Raw genomic sequence first — 20734 nt, 5'->3', positions numbered from 1 at the left:
ACCACCGCCATGCTGCGAACAGCCCTGCGCAACGTCTTCGCGCACCGAGCCCGCCTGATCATGACCGCCCTCGCGATCACCCTCGGCGTCGCCTTCGTCTCCGGCACCCTCGTCTTCGGCGACACCGTCGCGGAGGCCCTGCGCGGCGCCTCAGCCAGGAGCCTCAAGGACGTCGCCGTCTCCGTCCAGGCCGAGGCCCGGCGCGGCTCCGACACCGGGGCGGACGACACCGTGTCCACCGCGCTCACCGGCGAACTCGCCGACAAGGTCCGCACCGTGCCCGGCGTCACCTCCGTGCGCCCCACCGTCAACGGCACCGCCACCCTGGCCGCCAAGGACGGCCGGCCGCTCGACGCCGACACCAGCTGGCAGAACCTGGCGACCAACTACGCACCGGACGCGGCCCACGGCGACCGGGACGCCCGGTTCCCGCTCAGCGCCGGCCGCGGCCCCGTCGACAGCGGTGAACTGGCCCTGGACCGCGGGACCGCCGAGCGGGCCGGCTACCGCGTCGGCGACACCGTCCGCTTCGCCACCCGGGGCCCCGCGCTGACCAAGAAGCTGGTCGGCACCGTCGACACCGACGACCCCCGGGTGCGGGCCGGCGGCAGCCTCGCGCTCTTCGACACCAGGACCGCCCAGCAGCTCTTCCTCCAGGACGGCCGCTTCGACGAGCTGGCCGTCGGCTCCGCGCCCGGCACCGACGCCGAGGAACTCACCGGCAGGATCCGCGAGCTGCTGCCCGCCGAGGGCATCACGGTCACCAGCGGAGCCCGGCTCGCGCGCGAGCAGGCCGCGCAGATCGCCGAGAGCACCAAGGAACTCACCCGGATGCTCCTCGCCTTCGCCGGGATCGCCCTGTTCGTCGGCGCCTTCATCATCGCCAACACCTTCACCATGCTGATCGCCCAGCGCACCCGGGAGACCGCGCTGCTGCGCGCCGTCGGGGCCTCGCGCCGCCAGGTCGTCCGCGCCGTCCTCGCCGAGGCCGCGCTCCTCGGCCTCGGCGCCTCGGCGGCCGGCATCGCGCTCGGGACCGGTATCGCGACCGCCGTGCGGCCGATCCTCGACGCGGCCGGCGCGGGCCTGCCGGACGGCCCCCTGGTGATCTCCGCGGACACCCTCCTGCGCTCCCTCCTGACCGGCGTCGGCGTCACCGTGCTCGCCGCCTGGCTGCCGTCCCGCAGGGCCGCGAAGACCGCCCCGGTGGAGGCGCTGAGCACCGTCGACCAGGCACCGCCCCGGCGCGGCATGCTCCTGCGCAACAGCCTCGGCGGACTGCTCACCGGCCTCGGCCTGCTCACCCTGCTGTACGTCTCCACCCGGAGGGACGGCGCCGACGCCAACCTCCAGGCCGCCGCCCTGGGTTCGCTGCTCACCCTGACCGGCCTGATCGTGATCGCCCCGCTGCTGTCCCGCCCGCTGATCCGGCTCGCGGGCACGGTCACCACCCGGTTCTTCGGCGTCAGCGGCAGGCTCGCCGAGGAGAACGCGCTGCGCGATCCGCGCCGCACCGCCGCCACCGCCTCGGCCCTGATGATCGGGCTGGCCCTGATCACCGGCCTGAGCGTGACCGGCGGTTCCACCGACGCCGCCCTCCAGGACGCGGCCGTGCGCGGCCTGACCGCCGACTACAAGGTGTCCAACGCCGGGTACGGCGGCATCGACCCCGCGCTCGCCGGCAAGGTCGCCGACGTCCCCGGCGTCGCGCGGGCGGTGCCCGTCGCCTCCTCGACCCTGGGCGTGCGGGGCCGGACCGCCACGTTCACCGGCGCGGACCCGCGGCAGCTCGCCGCGGTCTCCGACCTGGAGTTCAGCAGCGGCTCGCTCGCGGACCTCGGCCCCGGCAGGGTCGCGCTCTCGGACCAGCTGGCCGAGGAGACCGGCCTGTCGAAGGGCGACACCTTCCCGGGCACGCTGGGCTTCGGCCGCGAGACCAGGGAGCTGACCGTCGCCGGTGTCTACCGCCGGACCCGCACCGTGGGCGGCGCCGTGGGCACCCTGGGCGACGTCCTGCCGTACGCCGTCGGCGGCCGGCTCGACAGCGTCCTGGTCGAGGCCGCGGCCGACGGGCGCACCCGCGACCTCGACCAGCGGATCCGCGAGGCCCTCGGCAACAGCCCGCTCCTCCAGGTGCAGGACCGGGCGCAGTTGACGAAGGCGCAGTCCGGCGAGATCGACACGATGCTCACCATGATGTACGGCCTGCTCGGCATGACGGTCGTGATCGCCGTCTTCGGCGTCGTCAACACCCTGGCCATGTCCGTCTTCGAGCGGACCAGGGAGATCGGGCTGCTGCGCGCGATCGGCTTGGACGACCGGGGCGTCAGGCGGATGGTGCGGCTGGAGTCGGTGGTGATCTCGCTGTTCGGCGCCGTACTCGGCATCGGCACCGGGATCTTCCTGGCCTGGGCCTGCGGCAGCCTGGCCCGGGCCTCGCTCCCGCAGTACCGGATCGTGCTGCCGTGGGCGCGGCTCGGCCTGTTCCTGCTGCTCGGCCCGGCGATCGGGGTGCTGGCGGCGGTCTGGCCGGCCCGGCGGGCGGCCCGCCTGAACACCCTGCGGGCGATCAACGCCCAGTAGCGCCCGGCCGGCGCGGGTACGCGCCGCCCGCCGTCCTGTCAGCCCCGCCGGTTCGGCCGCGCCCCGGTCGCCGCACCCGGCCGGGGCGCGAGATCATCGAGGAGGCCCCGGGCGCGGGCACCGTCGAACCGGGGCGGTGCCGCGGATCGTTCCTCCTGCCGTACGCCCCCGCGGACCGCGACCGGTCGGGCGGCGACGGCGCCCGGCCGGGTACCGCCCCGCCACGCGGCGGCAGAACCGAACCGAACCGACAGGCTGGAGTCCCCGTGCGCGTCAGCGTCTGCATCCTGCCCGACCGGCCGTTCCCCGAGGCGGCCCCGCTCTGGCGGCGCGCCGAGGAGCTGGGCTTCCACGCCGCCTACTCCTACGACCACCTCACCTGGGGCGGCCTGCCGGACGGCGCCTGGTACGGCGCCGTGCCCACCCTGGCGGCCGCCGCCGGGGCCACCTCCCGGATCCGCCTCGGCACGCTGGTCTCCTCGGCGAACTTCCGCCACCCCGTGCCGCTCGCGCAGGACGTCATGACGCTGGACACCATCAGCGGCGGCCGGTTCGTCCTCGGCTACGGCGCCGGCGCGCCCGACGCCGACGGCATCGTGCTCGGCCAGGGCGCGCCCGACACGGGCTGGTCGGTGACGGAACGCGGCGGCCGGTTCCGCGAATCGGTGGAACTGCTGGACCGGCTGCTCACCGGGGCGCCCGAGGGCCGGCCGCGGACCACCTTCCGCGGCCGCTACTTCGACGCGATCGACGCCCGGCTGGAGCCCGGGTGCGTCCAGCGGCCCCGGGTGCCGTTCCTGCTGGCGGCGACCGGACCGCTCGGCATGCGCACCGTGGCGCGGTACGGCGCGTCCTGGGCCGTCACCGACGACGCGGAGCTGCCGAAGGACACCCTCACCGAGGCCTCGACCTGGGCCGGCCTCGCCCAGCGGCTGGAGAGTCTCGACGCGGCCTGCGAGCAGGAGGGCCGCGACCCGAAGTCACTCGGCCGCACCCTGCTGACCGGGTTCTCGCCGCTGCCCACCATGCGCTCGGCGGCGGCCTTCGAGGAGGTCGCGGGGCGCTGCGCGGAGCTCGGCTTCACGGAGCTGGTGGTCCACTACCCGCGCGAGTCCGGGCCGTTCGCCACGCCCGCGCACGTCCTGGAGGAGATCGCGCCCGCCCACCGCGGCGCCGCCCCGCTGCCCTGACCGCGGACCCGCTCCACGGCTACCGCAACGACGCCATCCAGGCCTCGACCTCGTCCGCCTGGCGCGGCAGGCCCGAGGACAGCCACTGCGCGCCGTCGGTAGTGATCAGGAAGTCGTCCTCGATCCGGACGCCGATCCCGCGCAGTTCCTCGGGGACGGTCAGATCGTCGGGCTGGAAGTACAGTCCGGGCTCGACGGTCAGCACCTGGCCGGCCTCCAGGACGCCGTCCAGGTAGGCCTGGCCGCGGGCACCGGCGCAGTCGTGGCAGTCCAGGCCCAGCATGTGCCCCGAGCCGCAGACGGTGAAGCGGCGGTACCGGCCGGACTCGGCGAGGGACGGCCCGCCGTCCGGTGCCAGGCCCCAGGCGTCGAGCCCGTCCGCGATCACGCGCATCGCCGCGTCGTGGAAGGCCCCGTAGCGGGCGCCGGGCCGCAGGGCCGCGATCCCCGCCGACTGAGCGGCGAAGACCAGGTCGTACACCCGGCGCTGGACGTCGGTGTAGCGGCCGGAGACCGGCAGCGTCCGGGTGACGTCGCCGGTGTAGAAGGAGTCGGCCTCGACCCCGGCGTCCAGCAGGAGGAGGTCGCCGTCCCGCACCGGGCCGTCGTTGTGCATCCAGTGCAGGACGCAGGCGTGCGCGCCGGCCGCCGCGATGGTCTCGAAGCCCAGGCCGTAGCCGTCCAGCCGGGCGCGGCGGTTGAAGGTGCCCTCGATCCAGCGCTCGCCCCGCGCGAGGCCCGTGGCATGGCGCAGCTCGCCGACCACGTCGTGGAACCCGGCCACCGTGGACCGGACGGCCGTGCGCAGCTGCTCGACCTCCCAGGCGTCCTTGACCAGCCGTGACTCCGCGAGGAAGGTCAGCAGTTCGGCCTCCGCCCGGTGGGCCGGCCGGACCAGTGCGTCGACGAGCGCGTCCTCGCCGCGCACCACCCGGGTCGGGACGTGTCCGGCGAGCGCCCGCTCCAGGTCGTCCCGGGCGGCGGCCCGGACACCGATCGCGTCGGCGGTCTCCGACAGCGTCCGGCGCCGACCGACCCAGAACTCGCCGTGCCGGCGGCTGCTGTGGAACTCGGCGCCGTTCGGCCCGCCGTCGCGCGGCGACCGCGGCCGGGTGAACAGGGTGACCTCGTGCCCGGTCCCGGTGGGCTCGAAGAGGAGGACGCTGTCGGGGACGGCACTCGTGCCCTGCTCCGCGGTGAGGTGGACGAACGCGGAGTGCGGCCGGAAGGTGTGGTCGAAGTCGTTGCTGCGGACCTTGAGCCCGCCCGAGGGGACGACGATCCGCTCTCCGGGGAACCGCTCGGAGAGCGCCGCGCGCCGCGCGGCGGCGAAGGCCGCACCGGGCAGGAGCGGCAGTGTCGTCCCGGTGTCGGCCCAGCCGTGGTGGAACCACTCGGCCTGCGCGGCCGGCGCCGCACGGTCCTGCGCCCCGGCTCCGCGTGCCCCGCCCTGCTGCTCCACCCGTCGTCTCCGTTCACCGTAGTCCGCCGCACGCCCGCTGCACGTCGGCCGCATGTCGGCCGCACGGGGAAACTACCATTTCACATGTCACACATCTACACCCCGCACAGAAACCCCCGGTACCCCGAGGAGGCGCCCGGGACTACGCGGGCGTCTCGCGGCCGGACTGGACGGTCGGAATCCGCTGGGTGAAGAACAGCGCCACGACGGCGGTGAGGGCGAGGATCGCGAGGGCCGCCCGCAGACCGTCCAGCCGAGCGGCCGCGTTGGCGTCGAGCGCCGCCCGCGCGACCTCCGGGCTCGTGCCCGCCTCGTCCAGCGCCGCCGTGAGCTGGACGTCCGACAGGAAGGGCGCGCCGCTCTCCAGTTGGACGGCCGCCCGGTCCGCGACCTCGGCCGGGACCGCCGGGTTCTGCTCCACGGCGGTCAGGAACGAGGCCGTCAGGGCGGCGATCATGATCGACCCGGCGAGCGCGGTGCCGATCGAGGACCCGAGGTTGGTCACGGCGTTCTGGATGCCGCCGACCTCCGCGCTCTGCTCGTCCGGGACGGCCGACACGGTGACCGCGCCGAGCTGCGAGGCCATCGCGCCCATCCCGAGGCCGATCAGCAACAGGGGCAGGGTGACGATCTCCGCACCCGCGTCCGCGTCGAGCGCGGCGAGCAGGGTGACGGCGCCCGCGAGCAGGGCCAGCGTCCCCAGCCGCACCACCCGGCGCGGTGAGACGTCCGGGAACAGGCGCGGGATCAGGACCGCGGCGGCCAGCAGCGTCAGCGAGAGCGGCAGCAGCCAGACGCCGGTCCGCAGGGCGGACAGGCCGAGGGCGACGGACAGGTAGAGCGGGACGACGAAGAACACGCCCATCTGGATGAAGTACTGGAAGAAGAACATCGTCAGACCGCCGGTGAGCCGGCGGTTGCCGAGCAGGTCCGGGTCGATGAGCGGCTCCCCGCCGCGCTCCACGACGCGCGTCTCCCAGTACAGGAAGAGCCGGATCAGCAGCACACCGGCCAGCAGCAGCCACACGGTGAGCGAGATGCCGAGCCAGCCGGGCGCACCCGGCTTGGGCACGAACCACCCCCAGGAGCTGGAGCGCAGCACCCCGAACACGAAGACCCCGAGCCCGAGCGCGGACAGCAGGGCGCCGACCAGGTCGAGCCCGGCCCGGTCGGCGAGCGGGGCGTCGGCGAGCCGGCGGGCGAACACCAGGATGGCGAGGACGATGACGACCTCGCCGGCGAAGACCCAGCGCCAGGAGAAGTACGTCGTCGCGACACCGCCGATGAGCGGCCCCAGCGCGATCGCCACCGCCCCCGCCGCGGCGACGAACCCGTAGGCGGCCGGTCGGCGCCCGGCGGCGAAGTTGCCGGCCACCAGCGCCACGATCGCCGGGAGGATGAGGGCCGCCCCGACCCCCTCCAGGAAGGACCAGCCGAACAGCAGAACAGCCAGGTTGGGGGCGAGCGAGGTGGTCAGGGAACCGCAGCCGTAGATGACGCAGCCGATCATGAACGCCCGTCGCCGGCCGATGAGCTTCCCGACCTTGCCGCCCGGGATCATGAACATCGCCATCACGAGCGTGTACGCCGTGATGGCGCCCTGGATCCCGGCCACCGTCGTCCCGACGTCGTCGGCCACCGTCGCGATGGAGACGTTCATGACGGAGCTGTCGAGCGCCATCAGGAACTGGCCGGCCGCGAGGGTCGGCAGGACGAACCCGCCGACCGCGGAGGAAGTGCCTGCGCTGGGTGTCATGGGCCGCATCGTCGCAGCGGCGGCGGGACACGGCCACCCGGGAGTCGGCCGGTCGGAGCGGGTCTGCGGTGCGGCGCGCCGGGCGCGCCGCACCCGGGGTCAGACCACGTCCCGCCCGCGCAACGTCCCGGCGCACAGGGCCCAGATGATGAAGATGTTCACGGCGATCAGCACGATGGCCCAGAAGGGGTAGTACGGCAGCCAGAGGAAGTTGGCGATCAGGCTGAACCCCGCCAGGACGACGCCGACGGCTCTCGCCCACACGGCTCCGGTGAACACCATGACCCCGGCCAGCACGACGAGGAGGCCGAGGATGAGGTGGATCCAGCCCCAGCCGGTCAGGTTGAAGCGGAACACGTAGTCGTTCGTCCGGACGAACAGATCGTCCTTGGCGATGGCCGCGATCCCCTCGAAGATCGCCATCGTCCCGCCGAAGACCATCAGGATCCCCGCGAGCACGATCCACCCGGATCGCAGCAGGTGCCCCGAGGAGCCCGCGGGCGGTGCCGGATCGGCGCCGGTGGGCGGGGGCGGATTGAGATTGCCGGCCATGAGGGCCTCCGAACTCTCGGGGAGCCGGCAGGCCCATGGGTCCGGACCCGGCGGCGGCTCCACGTTCCAGCGTTCCACACCCCCGCCGCGGGCGCGCCCCGTGCCGGAGCCCCGGCCGCCACCCGTACGGCCGTTCCCGCTGGTGGGCCGGGGCGTGTGCGGCTCTGCTGGGGAGGAGCTGTCACCACGTGCGCTCCCCGGCGGGGCAAGCGTCCGACCCCAGGGAGAGTGCGATGGCCCCGACGGATTCCGGAGCGGATCCCACAGGAGCGAACGGCGCCGAACCGCCCGGCGACCGGCCTCCGCACCCTGCTCCGCCGCCGGCTGCCTCCGCCCCGGAGCCACCGACGCGGCCCGCGGTGGAACCACCACCGAGGCCCGCGCCGCAACCGCCGGACGAGGTCGAGCACCTGAAGGCCCGGATCGCCGCGCTGGAGCGCACCACCCCGCCCCGCCACCGGGAACACCACCGGCTGCGGACCTCCGGATCCGTGGTGGTCATCGTCATCGCGTCGCTGCTCTCGCTGATCTCCGTCCTCGCGGTCTGGACGAGCGACATCGTCGGCAACACCGACCGCTACGTCTCCACGGTCGCGCCACTGGCCACCGATCCGGCGGTGCAGGACGCCGTCACCACCCGGGTCACCCAGGTCGTCCTGGACCAGATCGACGTGAACGGGCTGGTCAAGCAGCTCTCCGACGCGGCCGCCGAACAGGGCGTGCCGGCCCCGCTCGCGAACCTGATCGGCGGTCTGAGCGGGCCCATCACCAGCGGCCTCAACGACCTGGTGCACACCACCGTCGACCGGGTGGTGACCAGCAGTGCCTTCGAGTCGATCTGGGTCGACGCCAACCGGCTGATCCACACCGCCCTCGACAAGGCCCTCACCGGCAAGGGCGGCGGCGCGGTGACGCTGACCAACAATCAGGTCGGCATCGACATCGCGCCGATCGTGGCGAAGGTGAAGACCGAGCTGGTGGACGCCGGCCTCGGGATCGCTTCCAAGATCCCGGAGGTCCACACCGACTTCGTGGTCTTCCAGTCCGAGGACATCGGCAAGGTCAAGACGTACTTCCGGCTGCTGGAGATCATGGGATCGTGGCTCCCGGTGGTGACCGTCCTGGTGGCCGCCGGCGGCGTCTTCCTCGCCTCCAACCGGCGCCGCGGCCTGGTCGGCGCGGCCGTCGGCGTGGCACTCGCCATGCTGCTGCTCGGCATCGTCCTGACCGTCTTCCGCGCGTACTACCTCGACCGCCTGCCACCGGGTGCGAACCAGGCCGCCGCTGGCGCCGTCTACGACACCCTGATCCGGTTCATGCGCGCGAGCATCCGGGTGGTCTTCGCGGTGGCCGTCGTCACCGCCCTGGGCGCGCTCCTGATCGGGCCGTCCCGCGCCGCCGTCGCGATCCGCACCGCCTGCCGCCGGATGGTCGACGCCCTGCGCGAGGTGCTGTTCGGCATCGGGATGCGGCTGGGCCCGGTCGGCCCGTTCGTCCACCGTTTCAAGCGGTGGATCGGCGCCCTGATCCTCGCCGTGGCGGCGGTCGTCCTGGCCACCTGGAACTACCCGACCACGGCGGTGGTCCTGTGGATCACCCTGGTGGTCCTGCTCGCCTTCCTGATCCGGGAGTTCCTCGACACCGGCCCGGGCCCGGGCACCGTCACCGGCCCGGACGGAGCCCCGGGCCCCGGGCCCGGCACCGTCTCCGGTACCGGGCCGCCGACCCACGCCTGAGCGCCCGCCGCCCGGCTCCCGGGCCGCCCCGCCGGGCCGGGATGCGCGGTGCGGCGGGCACTGCTGGAATGGCAGGAGCGGGCACCGCGCGCCGCCCTCCCGGGCGCGTACCGCCACGGCATCGGCCGACAGCCTCCGCCCGGCCGACCGGAGAGGACCCGACATGAGCGACGAGCTGAACGAGCTGAACGAGCTGAACGAGACCGGACCGATCGACTACATCGTCGTCGAGTTCCCCGGCAGCCGGATGACCGGGGAAGGACTGCCACTGCTGGTCGACCTGGTCGACCGGGGCATCATCCGGATCCTCGACCTGACCTTCGTCCGCAAGGAGACGGACGGCTCGGTCACCGGCCTCGAACTCGCCGACCTCACCGGTGACGGCCTGCTCGACCTCGCCGTCTTCGACGGCGTCTCCTCCGGCCTGCTCGACGAGGAGGACCTCGCCGACGCCGCCGCCGTCCTGGAGCCGGGCAGCTCCGCCGCCGTCCTCGTCTACGAGAACGTCTGGGCCGGCCCGCTGGCCGCCGCCCTCCGGCGCAGCGGGGCGCGGCTGGTCGCGGACGGCCGCATCCCCGTCCAGGCGATCCTCGCCTCCCTCGAAGCGGCCGAGGGCAAGGACGGACGCTGAACCCGCCCTGCCCGTCCGCTCGCCCCACCCCGAAGGTCAAGGAGGTTTCGCCATGCCAGGACTCCTTCGCGGCGTCGCCCGAACCGCCGTCGTCGCCGGAACGGCGACCGCCGTCTCCAACCGGGTCTCCCGGCGGCAGGCCGGCCGCTGGGCCCAGCAGGAGGCACCGCAGGCCCAGGCCCAGGCCCAGCCCGCCGCACCGCAGGCGGCACCCGCCGCGCCCGCCGCGCCCGCCGCCGAGCCCGACGACATGGCCACCCGGCTCGACCAGCTCAAGCAGCTGGCCGAACTCAAGAACCAGGGCGTGCTCACCGACGCCGAGTTCGCGGCACAGAAGTCCCGTCTGCTCGGCTCCTGACCGGCGGCGCCCGCCCGCACCCCGGGCCGGCGGCCACGGCGAGGGCGCCTTCGCCCCGGCCGGTGCCCCGACGCAGCCGGTGAACACCGGTCTGCCGCGACAGGGAGGCGGTCCCATGAGCCGCGAGTACCACTTCCACTGCGAGTACGCCGGCTGCTCGGTCACCGTCGGCATCCACCTGGGCGGCACCCGGGCGGTGGAGCTGCTGGTCGACGGCAAGGAGGTCGCCGCCGAGCGGATCCCCGGCCACCACGCCCAGGTGTGCCCGCTCAGCACCACGCTGCCCACCACCCCGCCGCGCCCGGTCACCGTCGAGGCCGAACTGCCCGGCGCGGTCCGCGGCGCCCCGTCCGCCACCCTGGTCGACGGCGACACCCGGCTGCCGATGCCCGAACGCGAGGTGCCGCGCCGGGCCGGACCGACCGAGGTCTCCTGGTACGGCTGACGGCGTCGACGGCCGGCGTCGGGCCAGGTCGGAGGCGCTCCCCCGGCGGAAGTTAGGGTTCGGATGCGGGTGGCGGACCACCGCCGCCGCGCCCGGACCGCCGAAGGGACCCCGCCCATGCCGACCGCACCCGCCACCGGACCAGCCGCCGCACCGTCACTCGCGCGGTTCGGCCTGGGCACCGCCGCCGTCGGGCGGCCCGGCTACATCACGCTCGGGCGCGAGCTCGACCTGCCGGCCGGGCGCACCGTCGAGGCGATGCGGGAGCGGACGCACGACCTGCTCGACGCCGCCTACGCGGCGGGGGTGCGCTATTTCGACACCGCCCGCTCCTACGGCCGCGCCGAGGAGTTCGTCGGCGGGTGGCTCGCCGCCCGGCCGCGGCTCGCGCCCGAGGTCGTGATCGGCAGCAAGTGGGGTTACACCTACACCGCCGACTGGCGGGCCTCCGGGGTGCCGGTGCACGAGGTCAAGGAGCACTCGACGGCGGTGTTCGACCGTCAGATCGAGGAGACCAGGCAGCTGTTGGGTGGCCTGCCGCAGGTGTACCTGGTGCACTCGGTCACCCCCGACAGCCCGGCGCTCGGCGACCGGGCGCTGCACGAGCGGCTGGCGGCGCTGGCCGCCGAGGGCGTCCGGATCGGCCTGTCCACCAGCGGACCGGCGCAGGCCGCCACCGTCCGGGCGGCCCTGGAGGTGACCGTGGCGGGGCGGCCACTGTTCGCCGCCGTCCAGTCCACCTGGAACCTGCTGGAGCCGTCCGCCGGGCCCGCCCTGGCCGAGGCGCACGCTGCGGGCTGGCTGGTGGTGGTCAAGGAGGGCATGGCCAACGGCCGGCTCGCCGACCGCAACGCGACCGGGCCCGGGACAGCCGCGCTGCGCGAGCTGGCCGCCCGCACCGGCGCCTCCTGCGACGCGCTCGCCCTCGCCGCGGCCGCCGCCCGGCCCTGGGCCGACATCGTGCTCTCCGGCGCGGCCACCCCGGAGCAGCTGGCCTCCAACCTCACCCCGGCCGGGCTCGACCTCGCCGCCGCGGACCTCGCCGCGCTCACCGTGCTCGCCGAGCCCGCGGAGGCGTACTGGCGCGGCCGCGCCGCGCTGCCCTGGGAGTGAGCCCGGGCCGGACGGCCCGCCGCAGCCGGCTCGGGCCCGCGGCCGGTCAGACGCGGGTGTCCTCCACCACCGGGACGACGCGGTCCGACGCGCCGCCGCCGGCCGCGGCCGGCGCGGTCCGGGCCGCCGGGGCGGCGGGCCGCTCTCCGCAGAAGGCCGGCTCCAGCACGCTCATCAGCCCCGTCGTGACGGCCCCGTTGTTGGAGGCGTTGGCGAACACCACCACGCTGCGCCGACCGTCGGGGGTGACGAAGCTCTGGGTCTGGAAGCCCTGGACGATGCCTCCGTGGCCGAGGACGGTCCCGCAGGAGAGCGCGATCTGGCGGATCCCGAGTCCGTAGCCGACCTTCGCCGTGGGCGTGGGGAGGACGGCGGTCAGCTGCCGCAGCGAGTCGTCCGAGACGAGCCCGCCGGCGCGGCCCGCGACCAGCGCGGTGAGGAAGCGGTCCATGTCGGCGGCGGAGGAGATGACGCCGCCGGCGCTCCACAGCCAGGACGCGGTCTGCTCGGTGGAGTCCAGCAGCGGCTTGGCGCGGTCGTCGTTGGTCAGGTAGCCGGTGATGTGCGGGCCCGCGATGCGCTTCTCGGGCACCACGAAGGAGGTCTGCCGCAGCTTCAGCGGCTCGATGATCTGCTCGCGCAGCACGTCGGCGTAGGCCCGGCCGGTGAGGTGCTCGACCGCCATTCCCATCAGTACGTAGTCCGTGTTGGAGTACGCGTACGCCGCCCCCGGGGCGCTCCGCACCCCGTGCTTGACGGAGAGCGCCACCAAGTCCCGCGGTGTGTAGACGGTGTTGCGGATGCGTGCCTCGAAGGCGCTCGTGGTCTCCTCGCCGTTCTGTTCGAGCAGGTCGTCGGTGTGGTCGTAGATGCCCGCGCGGTGCTGCATCACCTGGCGGCCGGTCATCGTCCAGCCCTCGGGCAGAGTGCCCTGCGGCAGGTAGTCGCGCAGCGGCCTGTCCAGGTCGACGAGCCCCTGTTCGGCCAGGCGCATCACGAGCACGGCGGCGAACATCTTGCTGTTGCTGCCCACCCGGAACTGCCGGTCCACCCTCATCGAGGCGCCGCCGAGGTCGGCCTTGCCCATCGTCAGCGACCATTCGCGCTCGCCCGGGCCGTGGTCCCTGATCACCGCGAAGGCGCCGGGGGCGCCCGCGTCCAGGGTGTTCCGCAGTGCGGTCCGCACGGCAGTGGTGTCCGGGAGGGGCGGTGCGGCGGCCCGCGGCGCCGCGGCGGCCGCCCCCGTCCCGAAGGCGGTCGTCATCAGCGCGGCGGCGGCCGCCAGTGCTCCGGCACGCGTGAGCCCGATCGTCACCATCGACAAGTCCCCTGTCTCGTTGGCATCCCGCGCGGCGGGTCCGCGCAGACCAAGATCATATCTCCTCTGCGTGACAGATGTTGACTGTCCGTCACCGCTCGGGTCGCGAGCCGGACCATGCGGACCGACCCTCGGTCGACGGTCAGTGACGATGCCATGACAGCGCGCCGCCCACCCTGCGGGCACACTCCGGAGCGCTGGGGCACCCGCCTTGCCCGAACGGGCAAACCTAACGTTCGGTCGGCCCTCCGTACGCGGCGGACCGCCCTCGCCCCGCCGTGCGCCGGACGCCCCCCGTTCACCCGGCCGCCACCCGGAACAGCGCCGCGACCTGCGCGGAAGCCCGGCCGCCCCGGCCGCGCAACTTCTCCGATGGGCACGATCCGCCCAAGTCGGACCATTCCGCCCCTTCCGTCGGCAATCGGCAGCAGTCGACGGTGAAACCCACCGGCCCGCCGGAGCGGCGAGTGAGCTGCGTCACTTGACGCTCTATTGGCCCCGGGCTTGACTTCGGAGCGACGAGAAAGCGGATCGCGGAATTCAGCGAGTAATCACCGCACACCCGTCGAGCCTTTGCATGATTCGTCCTGTTCACCGCCAGACGGAGGTACTGCCATGAAGCTCGTCCACTTCGTGAAGAAGGTCATGCCGGAGAAGAGCCTGAAGGCCTACGCGTGGTACGGCTGGATCTAGTCGGGTAGTTCGTCTACCGGGCGCGGGCCCGGTGAGCAGTCGTCTCACCGGGCCCGCGCCTTTCACCCTTGGAGTTCACCGATGCCCATGTCCAGTACCGGCAGGAGCGCCCGGGCCACCGTCTTCGCACCGCGGATCGAGGAACTTCTCCGCAGGTACCGCGGGGCGGACCTCTTCCGTCTGGAGCACGACACCATCGGGGTCGCCGGCGCCGACCTGATGGACAGCCTGCTCCGCAGCCGGCCCGCGAACGACTCCGAGCGCCCGACCTTCAAGCCCGTCCAGGGCCGGTCCGTCACCCGGACGGACGCGTCGGCGCTCATGCAGGCCGTCTCCGCCGACGTCCGCGCGGCGCTGAAGAAGCCCCTCGGCGACGAGGTCGACCTCACCGGGAAATGGCCGCACGTCGCGCACGTCTATCTCCGGGATCTCGTCTTCGGCCGGGAGAGTTTCCGTTTCCGCGTCCTGGTGGACCGCCGCCTGGAACTCACGCCGAAATTGACCTGGGCGGCCGTCGCGGCCGGCACCGCCATGCTCGGAAAGCCCGGCACGGAAATCCCGCTGTCCAATCTGGCGGCCCGCGTGCTGGACGCCGAGAGCTATGACGACCGCCGGTATGCGATGTACCTCTACCGGAGGGTCGCCGCCCCGATCTGTTTCACCGTGTCCGCCCTCGTGACGAATGCGCTCTGGCTCGGTTCGCCTTTCGAGGACGGCGTGTCGAACCGGGACGTCCTGCTGGAGTCCCTCCGGCTGCTGCCGCCGTCCTGGAACATCCTGCGGATGGCCTCCCCCGAGTTCACCGCGGTGGACGACCGGATCGGGGCCAGGGACGACCTGCTGATCCTCCCGCTGGTGAGCCACCGCGACCCGCGGCTCTGGGAGGACCCGGACAGCTACCGCCCTGAGCGCTGGGCCGACCTCGACCCCGACGACCACCCCGGGTACCTCCCGTTCGGCCATGTGAACGAGCGCTGCTGGGGTCGGCACATGGTGATGCCGCTGGCCGAACGGCTCCTCGACATCGTGCGCCGGGACGGTCTCGTGGTGAACCCGGAGCAGACCGTCGGCAAGGTCGAACTCGACGGCCTGCTCGAAGTCTCCGACGTCCGGCTGGTCCGGCGCTGAGCCGTGCCGTCCGGGCCCGGCCCCTCCCGGTCCCGGACGGCACGGGCCGCCCGCCTCAGCCCAGGGGCGCGCCGGCCAGGAACCGGTGCAGCGAGGCCGTCAGGGCGGTGGCGAAGGCCTCCCGGACCGGTTCGGCCACGCGGTCCAGCGACAGGTAGGGGTTGAGGTCCTCCAGCTCGACCAGCAGCAGTTCCCCCTCCGGGGCACGGCAGGCGTCCACCCGCTGGATCCCGTGGTCGAGCGTGTTCCAGTCGATGAACCCCCGGGCGAAGGCGAGGTCCGCGTCGGTGGGGTGGTACGGCTCCAGGATCCAGCGCCGCTCGGCATCCGGCGCGTACAGCGCGTACTGGAAGGCGTCGTCGACGAAGTAGAACGACACCTCGTAGCGGAAGTCGACGCGCGGCTGGACGAGGATGTCGCCGTACGCGAGGCCGGCCAGCCCGTCCGGGTCGACGAAGGCCAGGCCGATGGAGTCAGCACCGGCCTTCGGCTTGACGGCGTACTGGGCGCAGCCGGGCAGGCGGTCCAGGTCCTCGGGCCGGTCGACGGTGGGGATCACCGGGTGCCCGGCCTCGGTGAGGTCCAGCAGGTACTGCTTGCCGGCCATGTCACCGCGCCCGGTGAGCGGGTTGTAGACCCGGGTGCCGCGTGCTTCCGCCGCGGCCCGGAAGGCCTCGTACCGCTCCTGGTAGTGCAGGACGGGGCCGCTGTTGCGGACCAGCACGGCGTCGAAGCCGTCCATCAGCGCGGCCGCGTCCAAGGGGTGGCAGAGCGCGATGTCGAAGTCGGCCCGGAGCCGGGCGGAGAGCCGGATGTCCTCGTCGCAGTACCGCCGGCCCCGGGCCTGGTAGGCGAGGTCGGTCACGAACAGAACGCTGGGGCGGGCGGGCACGTGGCGGCTCCTCGGTCGGTGGCGGCCCAACATACCCACCGGCCGGTCCGGGCCCGGCCGGGGCCCCGGGCACCGGCGGCAGCCCGACTCCTTGACGAATCCATGACAGCGGCGCACCATCGTGCTGGCGCGCGCCGCACCTCCTCCCCGTTCCGTCCCTACGGACCCCCCACAGGAGGACAGTCATGCGACTGCCCCGCCGAGGGAAGCCCGCCGCGGTCGCCGCCGCCGTGCTGGCTCTCGCGCTCGCCTCCCCGCTCACCGCCCAGGTCGCCGCCCAGCCGGTCACCGCCGGCCCGGCCGCGGCCCCCGACTCCGCCCGGCAGTACGTCCTCGACGGCCCCCGCACCGTCGCCGAACGCACCGCCGTCGCCGCCACCGGCGCGTCCGTCGACGCCGTGCGCTCCGATTCCGTGGTGGTCACCGCGACCGCCGCCGAGGCGGACCGGCTGCGGGCGCTCGGCTGGTCCCCCAGCCCGCTGCCGGAGCCGGTGTACGGCGACGGGGCCGGCACACCGGGCGTCGTCGCCGCGGTGTACGACTTCCCGTCCGCCGACTCCGGGTACCACAACTACGCGGAGGCCACCGCCGACATCGACGCCGTCGTGGCGGCGCACCCCGACATCATGAGCAAGCGGGTCATCGGCACCTCGTACGAGGGCCGGCCGATCGTCGCCGTCAAGATCAGCGACAACGTCGGCACCGACGAGAACGAACCCGAAGTGCTGTTCACCGCCCACCAGCACGCCCGCGAGCACCTCACCGTCGAGATGTCGCTGTACCTGCTCCACGAGTTCGGCGACAAGTACGCCACCGACGGCCGGATCGCCAACGCCGTCAACAGCCGGGAGATCTGGGTGATCCCCGACCTCAACCCGGACGGCGGCGAGTACGACATCGCCACCGGCCGCTACCGCAGCTGGCGCAAGGACCGCCAGCCCAACGCGGGCAGCAGCAGCGTGGGCACCGACCTGAACCGCAACTGGGACTACAAGTGGGGCTGCTGCGGCGGCTCCTCCGGCTCCACCTCCAACGAGACCTACCGGGGCGCCGCCCCGGAGTCCGCCAAGGAGACCAAGGTGGTCGCCGACTTCGTCCGCACCCGCGTGGTCGGCGGCAAGCAGCAGATCACCGCCGCCATCGACTTCCACACCTACAGCCAGCTGGTGCTCTGGCCGTTCGGCTGGACCACGGCCAACACCGCCACCGGGATGACGGCCGACGAGTACAACACCTTCGCGACCTTCGGCCGGGCCATGGCCGGCACCAACGGCTACACCCCCGAGCAGTCGAGCGACCTGTACATCACCGACGGCTCGATCGACGACTGGCTGTGGGGCACCCAGCGGGTCTTCGCCTACACCTTCGAGATGTACCCCGGCCCGAACGGCAGCAGCGGCTTCTACCCGCCCGACGAGGTGATCGGGCGCGAGACCAGCCGCAACCGCGAGGCGGTGCTGCGCCTGGTGGAGACCGCCGACTGCATGTACCGCGCGATCGGAAAGCAGCAGCAGTACTGCGGCATCGCCTCCTGAACCGCGGACGCCGCACCGGCCGGGGCCTCACGGACCCGGCCGGTGCGGCGTCCCCGCGTCGGCGGGAGCGGTTCCGGGACCCCCGCGCTGACGGTGCGCGTTCCGGACGAACGTCCTCCATGCCAACTCGTCTTTTCCCGTTCAATTTGACGATGCCTCAGCTCAAGGAGCATAGTGCAATATCACATTGCAACGAGCTCCTGGACCGCCCAGGAGCCCCCTTCACACAGGAGAAGGCTTCCCATGACTCGCAAGATCCTGACGACGGCCGCCGCAGCGGTCGCCCTGGGTACGGTTCCGGTCGTCGCGGCTCCGGCCGGTGCGGCAGCCGTCGCCGACGCCCCCACGGTGATCTGCGACAACTACGGTCTGCAGGCCGGTCTGGCGACCAAGGTGTGCGCCACCGTGAGCGGCGACAGCATCGAGTTCACCGGCCACATCGGCCTGGCCGGCCCGCCGAGCCCCGGCAGCCCGCTCCCCCGGCCGACGGAGGTCGAGGCGGTCCTGACCGGCAGCGTCGCCGGCGGGATCACCCTCGGGACGACGCGGCAGACGCTGACCTTCCAGAGCCGGTCGGTGCTGGTCGAGGGCGTGCGCGGCACGGTGCCGTGCGGCTCCACCGTGCGCGCCTCGTTCGCGGTCTCGTCCGCCGGGTGGCCCGCCAGGCCCGTCACCACCGAGGTCCCGGTCACCTGCTGACGGTCCGGCCCTTCGCCGGTGCGCCCGGCGGACATGACCGGGCCCGGCCGGGCGCACACCCGGCCGGGCCCGCCGAGCCTGGCCGGAGCGAGCCAGGCCAGCCCTCAGGACCTAACAGATGCGCGGCAGTTGCTCACCCATCGGCAGGTCGACCACCCGGGTGCCGCCGAGCGCCGTGCGGGCGACGACCATGCCGGGGTGCTCCGCCACGCACTCGCCGATCACGGTCGCTCCCGCGCCCAGCGGGTGCGCCCGCATCGCGGCGAGCACCGCGTCCGCCTGCTCGCGCGGCACGAAGGCCACCAGCTTGCCCTCGTTGGCGACGTACATCGGGTCGAGGCCCAGCACCGCACAGGCGTTGGCGACCTGCGGCGGCACCGGCACGGCACGTTCGCCGATCCTGACGCCCACCCCGGCCGCCGCCGCGATCTCGTTGAGCGCCGCGGCCAGGCCGCCCCGGGTGGGGTCGCGCAGCACGTGCAGGTCCGGGGTGACCGCCAGCATCGCGTCCACCAGGCCGCCGAGCGCGGCGCAGTCGCTCTCGATCTCCACGCCGAACTCCAGGCCCTCGCGCACGCTCATGATCGCGACCCCGTGCAGCCCGATCTCCCCGCTGACGATCACCACGTCCCCGGGGGCGGCCCGCTGCGGCCTGATGTCCACCCCGGCCGGGACGAGGCCGATGCCGGCGGTGTTGAGGTAGACGCCGTCGCCGTGACCGGCCTCGACGACCTTGGTGTCACCGGTGGCGACCTCCACCCCGGCCAGTCGCGCGGCAGCCCCGAGCGCCCGGGCGACCCGGTCCACCACGGCCATCTCCACGCCCTCCTCCAGGATGAACCCGCAGGACAGGTAGGCCGCGCGGGCCCCGCTCATCGCGAGGTCGTTGACCGTCCCGTTGACGGCGAGGTCCCCGATGCTGCCGCCGGGGAAGAACAGCGGCCGCACGACGTAGGAGTCGGTGGAGAAGGCGAGCCTCGCTCCGCCGAGTTCCAGCACGGCGGAGTCCCCGAGGGCGGCGAGCGCGGCGCCGCCGAAGGCCGGGGCGAAGATGTTCTCCACCAGCTCGGCCGACATCGCGCCGCCGCCGCCGTGCCCCATCACCACCCGGGGGTGGTCGCGCAGGGGCAGCGGGCAGCTCCACCCGGAGAAGTCCGGCGCCTCGGACGGCGCCTCGGAGGGCACGGCCACCGGCACGGCGCCCGACCCGGTCAGAACCTCGGCCTCAGCCAACGGGGCTCGCCTCCCGGGGAACGGCCGGCGTGCTCAGCCGGCGGTAGAGGTAGTACGCGGCGCAGGCCCCTTCGCTGGACACCATGGTGGCGCCGAGCGGGGTGCGCGGAGTGCAGGTGGTGCCGAAGGCCTCGCACTGGTCGGGCTTCAGCAGCCCCTGGAGGACCTCCCCGCTGCGGCACTGCGCCGGCTCGCGGGTGGTGATGCCGGTGACGTCGAAGCGGTACTCGGCGTCGTGGTCGCGGTAGCGCGGGGAGAGCCGCCAGCCGCTCCGCGGGATCACCCCGATCCCGCGCCAGGCCCGGTCGGCCACCTCGAAGACGTCCTCCAGCATGGCCCGGGCCGCCGGGTTGCCCTCCGGGCGCACAGCCCGGGCGTAGGCGTTCTCCACGGTGTGCTCGCCGCGCTCCAACTGCCGCACGGTGCGCCGGATCCCCTCCAGGATGTCGAGCGGCTCGAAGCCGGTGACCACGATCGGCACCCGGTGGCGCTCGGCCAGTTCGGGGTACTCGCCGGTGCCCATCACGCTGCAGACGTGCCCGGCGGCCAGGAAGCCCTGCACCCGGCAGTCCGGCGAGGTCATGATGGCCTCGATGGCCGGGGGCACCCGGACGTGCGAGACGAGCATGCTGAAGTTGCGCAGCCCCTGCTTCCGGGCCTGGTGGACGGCCATCGCGTTGGGCGGAGCGGTGGTCTCGAAGCCGATGCCGAAGAAGACGACCTCGCGGTGCGGGTTCTCCCGGGCGACCTTCAGCGCGTCGAGTGGCGAGTAGACCACCCGGACGTCACCGCCCTCGCTCCGGACCCGGAAGAGGTCGCGGTCGCTACCCGGCACCCGGAGCATGTCGCCGAACGAGCAGAAGATCACCTCGGGCCGGGCCGCGATCGCCAGCGCCCGGTCGATCACCTCCAGCGGGGTGACACAGACCGGGCAGCCCGGCCCGTGGATCAACTCGACCTCTTCCGGCAGGAGTTGGTCGATCCCCTGCCGGATGATGGTGTGCGTCTGCCCGCCGCACACCTCCATCAGCGCCCACGGCCTGGTGACCGTCGCCCTGATGTCCGCGAGCAGGCCGGCCGCCAGCTCCGGGTTCTGGAAGTCCTCCAGGTACTTCACTGCTGCTCCTCCCGTACGGCCGCGGCCGCCGCTTCCCACGGATCGCCGAACTCCTCCTGCAGCAGGCCGATCTCGGCGAAGAGCTCCAGCGTCCGGCGGGCCGACTCCTCGTCCAGGCGCTGCAGCGCGAACCCGACGTGCACGATGGCGTACTCACCCACCCGCAGGTCCGGCAGGTACTCCAGGCACACGTCCTTGACGACTCCGCCGAAGTCGACCACCGCCATCCTGGCTCCGTCGCGTTCCGCGATCTCCACCACTCTTCCGGGCACCGCCAGACACATCCGGGTCTC

19 protein-coding genes are annotated in these 20734 nt (G+C 73.6%); 11 read left to right on the top strand and 8 right to left on the bottom strand.

The window, feature by feature from the left end:
- The first annotated feature begins 9 nt into the window (after window positions 1-9).
- Together ACZ34W_RS08660 and ACZ34W_RS08655 are read left to right on the top strand one after the other, a co-directional pair.
- Entirely contained in the window at window positions 10-2583 is a 2574-nt protein-coding gene (locus ACZ34W_RS08660; protein ID WP_465602710.1) for an ABC transporter permease, read from the top strand.
- Between the two features lie 266 nt (window positions 2584-2849).
- Complete coding sequence (locus tag ACZ34W_RS08655; protein ID WP_465602708.1) at window positions 2850-3773, top strand: LLM class flavin-dependent oxidoreductase; 924 nt, start codon at window positions 2850-2852, stop codon at window positions 3771-3773.
- 19 nt (window positions 3774-3792) lie between these two features.
- Here the strand turns inward: ACZ34W_RS08655 and ACZ34W_RS08650 are convergent, their stop codons facing one another.
- The 3 genes from ACZ34W_RS08650 to ACZ34W_RS08640 form a co-directional block, all read right to left on the bottom strand.
- On the bottom strand, window positions 3793-5289 hold the full coding sequence (locus ACZ34W_RS08650) for an aminopeptidase P family protein (RefSeq protein ID WP_465602706.1): 1497 nt from the start codon (window positions 5287-5289) through the stop codon (window positions 3793-3795).
- A gap of 88 nt (window positions 5290-5377) precedes the next feature.
- Window positions 5378-6991, bottom strand: coding sequence for an MFS transporter (locus tag ACZ34W_RS08645; RefSeq protein ID WP_465602704.1), 1614 nt, complete (start codon window positions 6989-6991; stop codon window positions 5378-5380).
- Window positions 6992-7090: 99 nt separating this feature from the next.
- On the bottom strand, window positions 7091-7543 hold the full coding sequence (locus ACZ34W_RS08640; RefSeq protein ID WP_442906765.1) for a DUF7144 family membrane protein: 453 nt from the start codon (window positions 7541-7543) through the stop codon (window positions 7091-7093).
- Window positions 7544-7902: 359 nt separating this feature from the next.
- Here ACZ34W_RS08640 and ACZ34W_RS08635 point away from each other — a divergent pair, with 359 nt between their 5' ends.
- The 5 genes from ACZ34W_RS08635 (at window position 7903) to ACZ34W_RS08615 (ending at window position 11826) form a co-directional block, all read left to right on the top strand.
- Window positions 7903-9279 carry a hypothetical protein gene (locus tag ACZ34W_RS08635; RefSeq protein ID WP_465602702.1) on the top strand — a complete coding sequence of 459 codons (1377 nt, stop codon included), beginning with the start codon at window positions 7903-7905 and terminating at the stop codon, window positions 9277-9279.
- A gap of 163 nt (window positions 9280-9442) precedes the next feature.
- Window positions 9443-9910: a DUF6325 family protein gene (locus tag ACZ34W_RS08630; protein WP_465602700.1), complete on the top strand. Its 468-nt coding sequence runs from the start codon at window positions 9443-9445 to the stop codon at window positions 9908-9910.
- Between the two features lie 52 nt (window positions 9911-9962).
- Complete coding sequence (locus ACZ34W_RS08625) at window positions 9963-10268, top strand: SHOCT domain-containing protein (protein ID WP_465602698.1); 306 nt, start codon at window positions 9963-9965, stop codon at window positions 10266-10268.
- A 115-nt stretch (window positions 10269-10383) separates the two neighbouring features.
- Entirely contained in the window at window positions 10384-10713 is a 330-nt protein-coding gene (locus tag ACZ34W_RS08620; RefSeq protein WP_329486162.1) for a hypothetical protein, read from the top strand.
- A gap of 117 nt (window positions 10714-10830) precedes the next feature.
- Entirely contained in the window at window positions 10831-11826 is a 996-nt protein-coding gene (locus ACZ34W_RS08615) for an aldo/keto reductase (protein WP_465602696.1), read from the top strand.
- Between the two features lie 46 nt (window positions 11827-11872).
- Here the strand turns inward: ACZ34W_RS08615 and ACZ34W_RS08610 are convergent, their stop codons facing one another.
- A complete protein-coding gene (locus ACZ34W_RS08610) occupies window positions 11873-13144 on the bottom strand; it encodes a serine hydrolase domain-containing protein (protein ID WP_465602694.1) in 1272 nt (423 codons plus the stop codon).
- A gap of 615 nt (window positions 13145-13759) precedes the next feature.
- Here ACZ34W_RS08610 and ACZ34W_RS08605 point away from each other — a divergent pair.
- Window positions 13760-13837, top strand: coding sequence for a tryptorubin family RiPP precursor (locus ACZ34W_RS08605; protein ID WP_350540985.1), 78 nt, complete (start codon window positions 13760-13762; stop codon window positions 13835-13837).
- Between the two features lie 81 nt (window positions 13838-13918).
- Window positions 13919-14965 carry a cytochrome P450 gene (locus ACZ34W_RS08600; protein WP_465602692.1) on the top strand — a complete coding sequence of 349 codons (1047 nt, stop codon included), beginning with the start codon at window positions 13919-13921 and terminating at the stop codon, window positions 14963-14965.
- 55 nt (window positions 14966-15020) lie between these two features.
- On the opposite strand, the gene ACZ34W_RS08595 is transcribed toward ACZ34W_RS08600, so the two are convergent.
- Window positions 15021-15857, bottom strand: coding sequence for an ATP-grasp domain-containing protein (locus ACZ34W_RS08595; RefSeq protein ID WP_465602690.1), 837 nt, complete (start codon window positions 15855-15857; stop codon window positions 15021-15023).
- Between the two features lie 185 nt (window positions 15858-16042).
- Between ACZ34W_RS08595 and ACZ34W_RS08590 the strand changes: the two genes are divergently transcribed.
- Together ACZ34W_RS08590 and ACZ34W_RS08585 are read left to right on the top strand one after the other, a co-directional pair.
- Complete coding sequence (locus tag ACZ34W_RS08590) at window positions 16043-17392, top strand: M14 family metallopeptidase (RefSeq protein WP_465602688.1); 1350 nt, start codon at window positions 16043-16045, stop codon at window positions 17390-17392.
- A 243-nt stretch (window positions 17393-17635) separates the two neighbouring features.
- Window positions 17636-18091 carry a hypothetical protein gene (locus tag ACZ34W_RS08585; protein ID WP_465602686.1) on the top strand — a complete coding sequence of 152 codons (456 nt, stop codon included), beginning with the start codon at window positions 17636-17638 and terminating at the stop codon, window positions 18089-18091.
- Window positions 18092-18202: 111 nt separating this feature from the next.
- Here the strand turns inward: ACZ34W_RS08585 and hypE are convergent, their stop codons facing one another.
- The 3 genes from hypE to ACZ34W_RS08570 are packed head-to-tail and all read right to left on the bottom strand — an operon-like array spanning window position 18203 to window position 20725.
- Window positions 18203-19276, bottom strand: coding sequence for a hydrogenase expression/formation protein HypE (hypE, locus tag ACZ34W_RS08580; RefSeq protein ID WP_442906934.1), 1074 nt, complete (start codon window positions 19274-19276; stop codon window positions 18203-18205).
- 40 nt (window positions 19277-19316) lie between these two features.
- Entirely contained in the window at window positions 19317-20441 is a 1125-nt protein-coding gene (gene hypD / locus ACZ34W_RS08575; RefSeq protein ID WP_329486173.1) for a hydrogenase formation protein HypD, read from the bottom strand.
- Complete coding sequence (locus ACZ34W_RS08570; RefSeq protein WP_352292380.1) at window positions 20438-20725, bottom strand: HypC/HybG/HupF family hydrogenase formation chaperone; 288 nt, start codon at window positions 20723-20725, stop codon at window positions 20438-20440. Before ACZ34W_RS08570 ends, hypD begins: the two co-directional genes overlap by 4 nt.
- Window positions 20726-20734: the final 9 nt, after the last annotated feature.

The sequence above is a fragment of the Kitasatospora sp. NPDC022856 genome (genome assembly GCF_055561235.1).
The sequence above is the reverse complement of the archived record's forward strand: the minus strand, read 5'-3'. Positions and strand labels throughout refer to the sequence as shown.

Coding starts and splice junctions, on each gene's coding strand:
- ACZ34W_RS08660 (WP_465602710.1), top strand. CDS start 10: ATGCTGCGAACAGCCCTGCGCAACGTCTTCGCGCACCGAGCCCGCCTG.
- ACZ34W_RS08650 (WP_465602706.1), bottom strand. CDS start 5,289: ATGCGGCCGACGTGCAGCGGGCGTGCGGCGGACTACGGTGAACGGAGA.
- ACZ34W_RS08645 (WP_465602704.1), bottom strand. CDS start 6,991: ATGACACCCAGCGCAGGCACTTCCTCCGCGGTCGGCGGGTTCGTCCTG.
- ACZ34W_RS08640 (WP_442906765.1), bottom strand. CDS start 7,543: ATGGCCGGCAATCTCAATCCGCCCCCGCCCACCGGCGCCGATCCGGCA.
- ACZ34W_RS08630 (WP_465602700.1), top strand. CDS start 9,443: ATGAGCGACGAGCTGAACGAGCTGAACGAGCTGAACGAGACCGGACCG.
- ACZ34W_RS08625 (WP_465602698.1), top strand. CDS start 9,963: ATGCCAGGACTCCTTCGCGGCGTCGCCCGAACCGCCGTCGTCGCCGGA.
- ACZ34W_RS08620 (WP_329486162.1), top strand. CDS start 10,384: ATGAGCCGCGAGTACCACTTCCACTGCGAGTACGCCGGCTGCTCGGTC.
- ACZ34W_RS08615 (WP_465602696.1), top strand. CDS start 10,831: ATGCCGACCGCACCCGCCACCGGACCAGCCGCCGCACCGTCACTCGCG.
- ACZ34W_RS08610 (WP_465602694.1), bottom strand. CDS start 13,144: ATGGTGACGATCGGGCTCACGCGTGCCGGAGCACTGGCGGCCGCCGCC.
- ACZ34W_RS08605 (WP_350540985.1), top strand. CDS start 13,760: ATGAAGCTCGTCCACTTCGTGAAGAAGGTCATGCCGGAGAAGAGCCTG.
- ACZ34W_RS08600 (WP_465602692.1), top strand. CDS start 13,919: ATGCCCATGTCCAGTACCGGCAGGAGCGCCCGGGCCACCGTCTTCGCA.
- ACZ34W_RS08590 (WP_465602688.1), top strand. CDS start 16,043: ATGCGACTGCCCCGCCGAGGGAAGCCCGCCGCGGTCGCCGCCGCCGTG.
- ACZ34W_RS08585 (WP_465602686.1), top strand. CDS start 17,636: ATGACTCGCAAGATCCTGACGACGGCCGCCGCAGCGGTCGCCCTGGGT.
- ACZ34W_RS08570 (WP_352292380.1), bottom strand. CDS start 20,725: ATGTGTCTGGCGGTGCCCGGAAGAGTGGTGGAGATCGCGGAACGCGAC.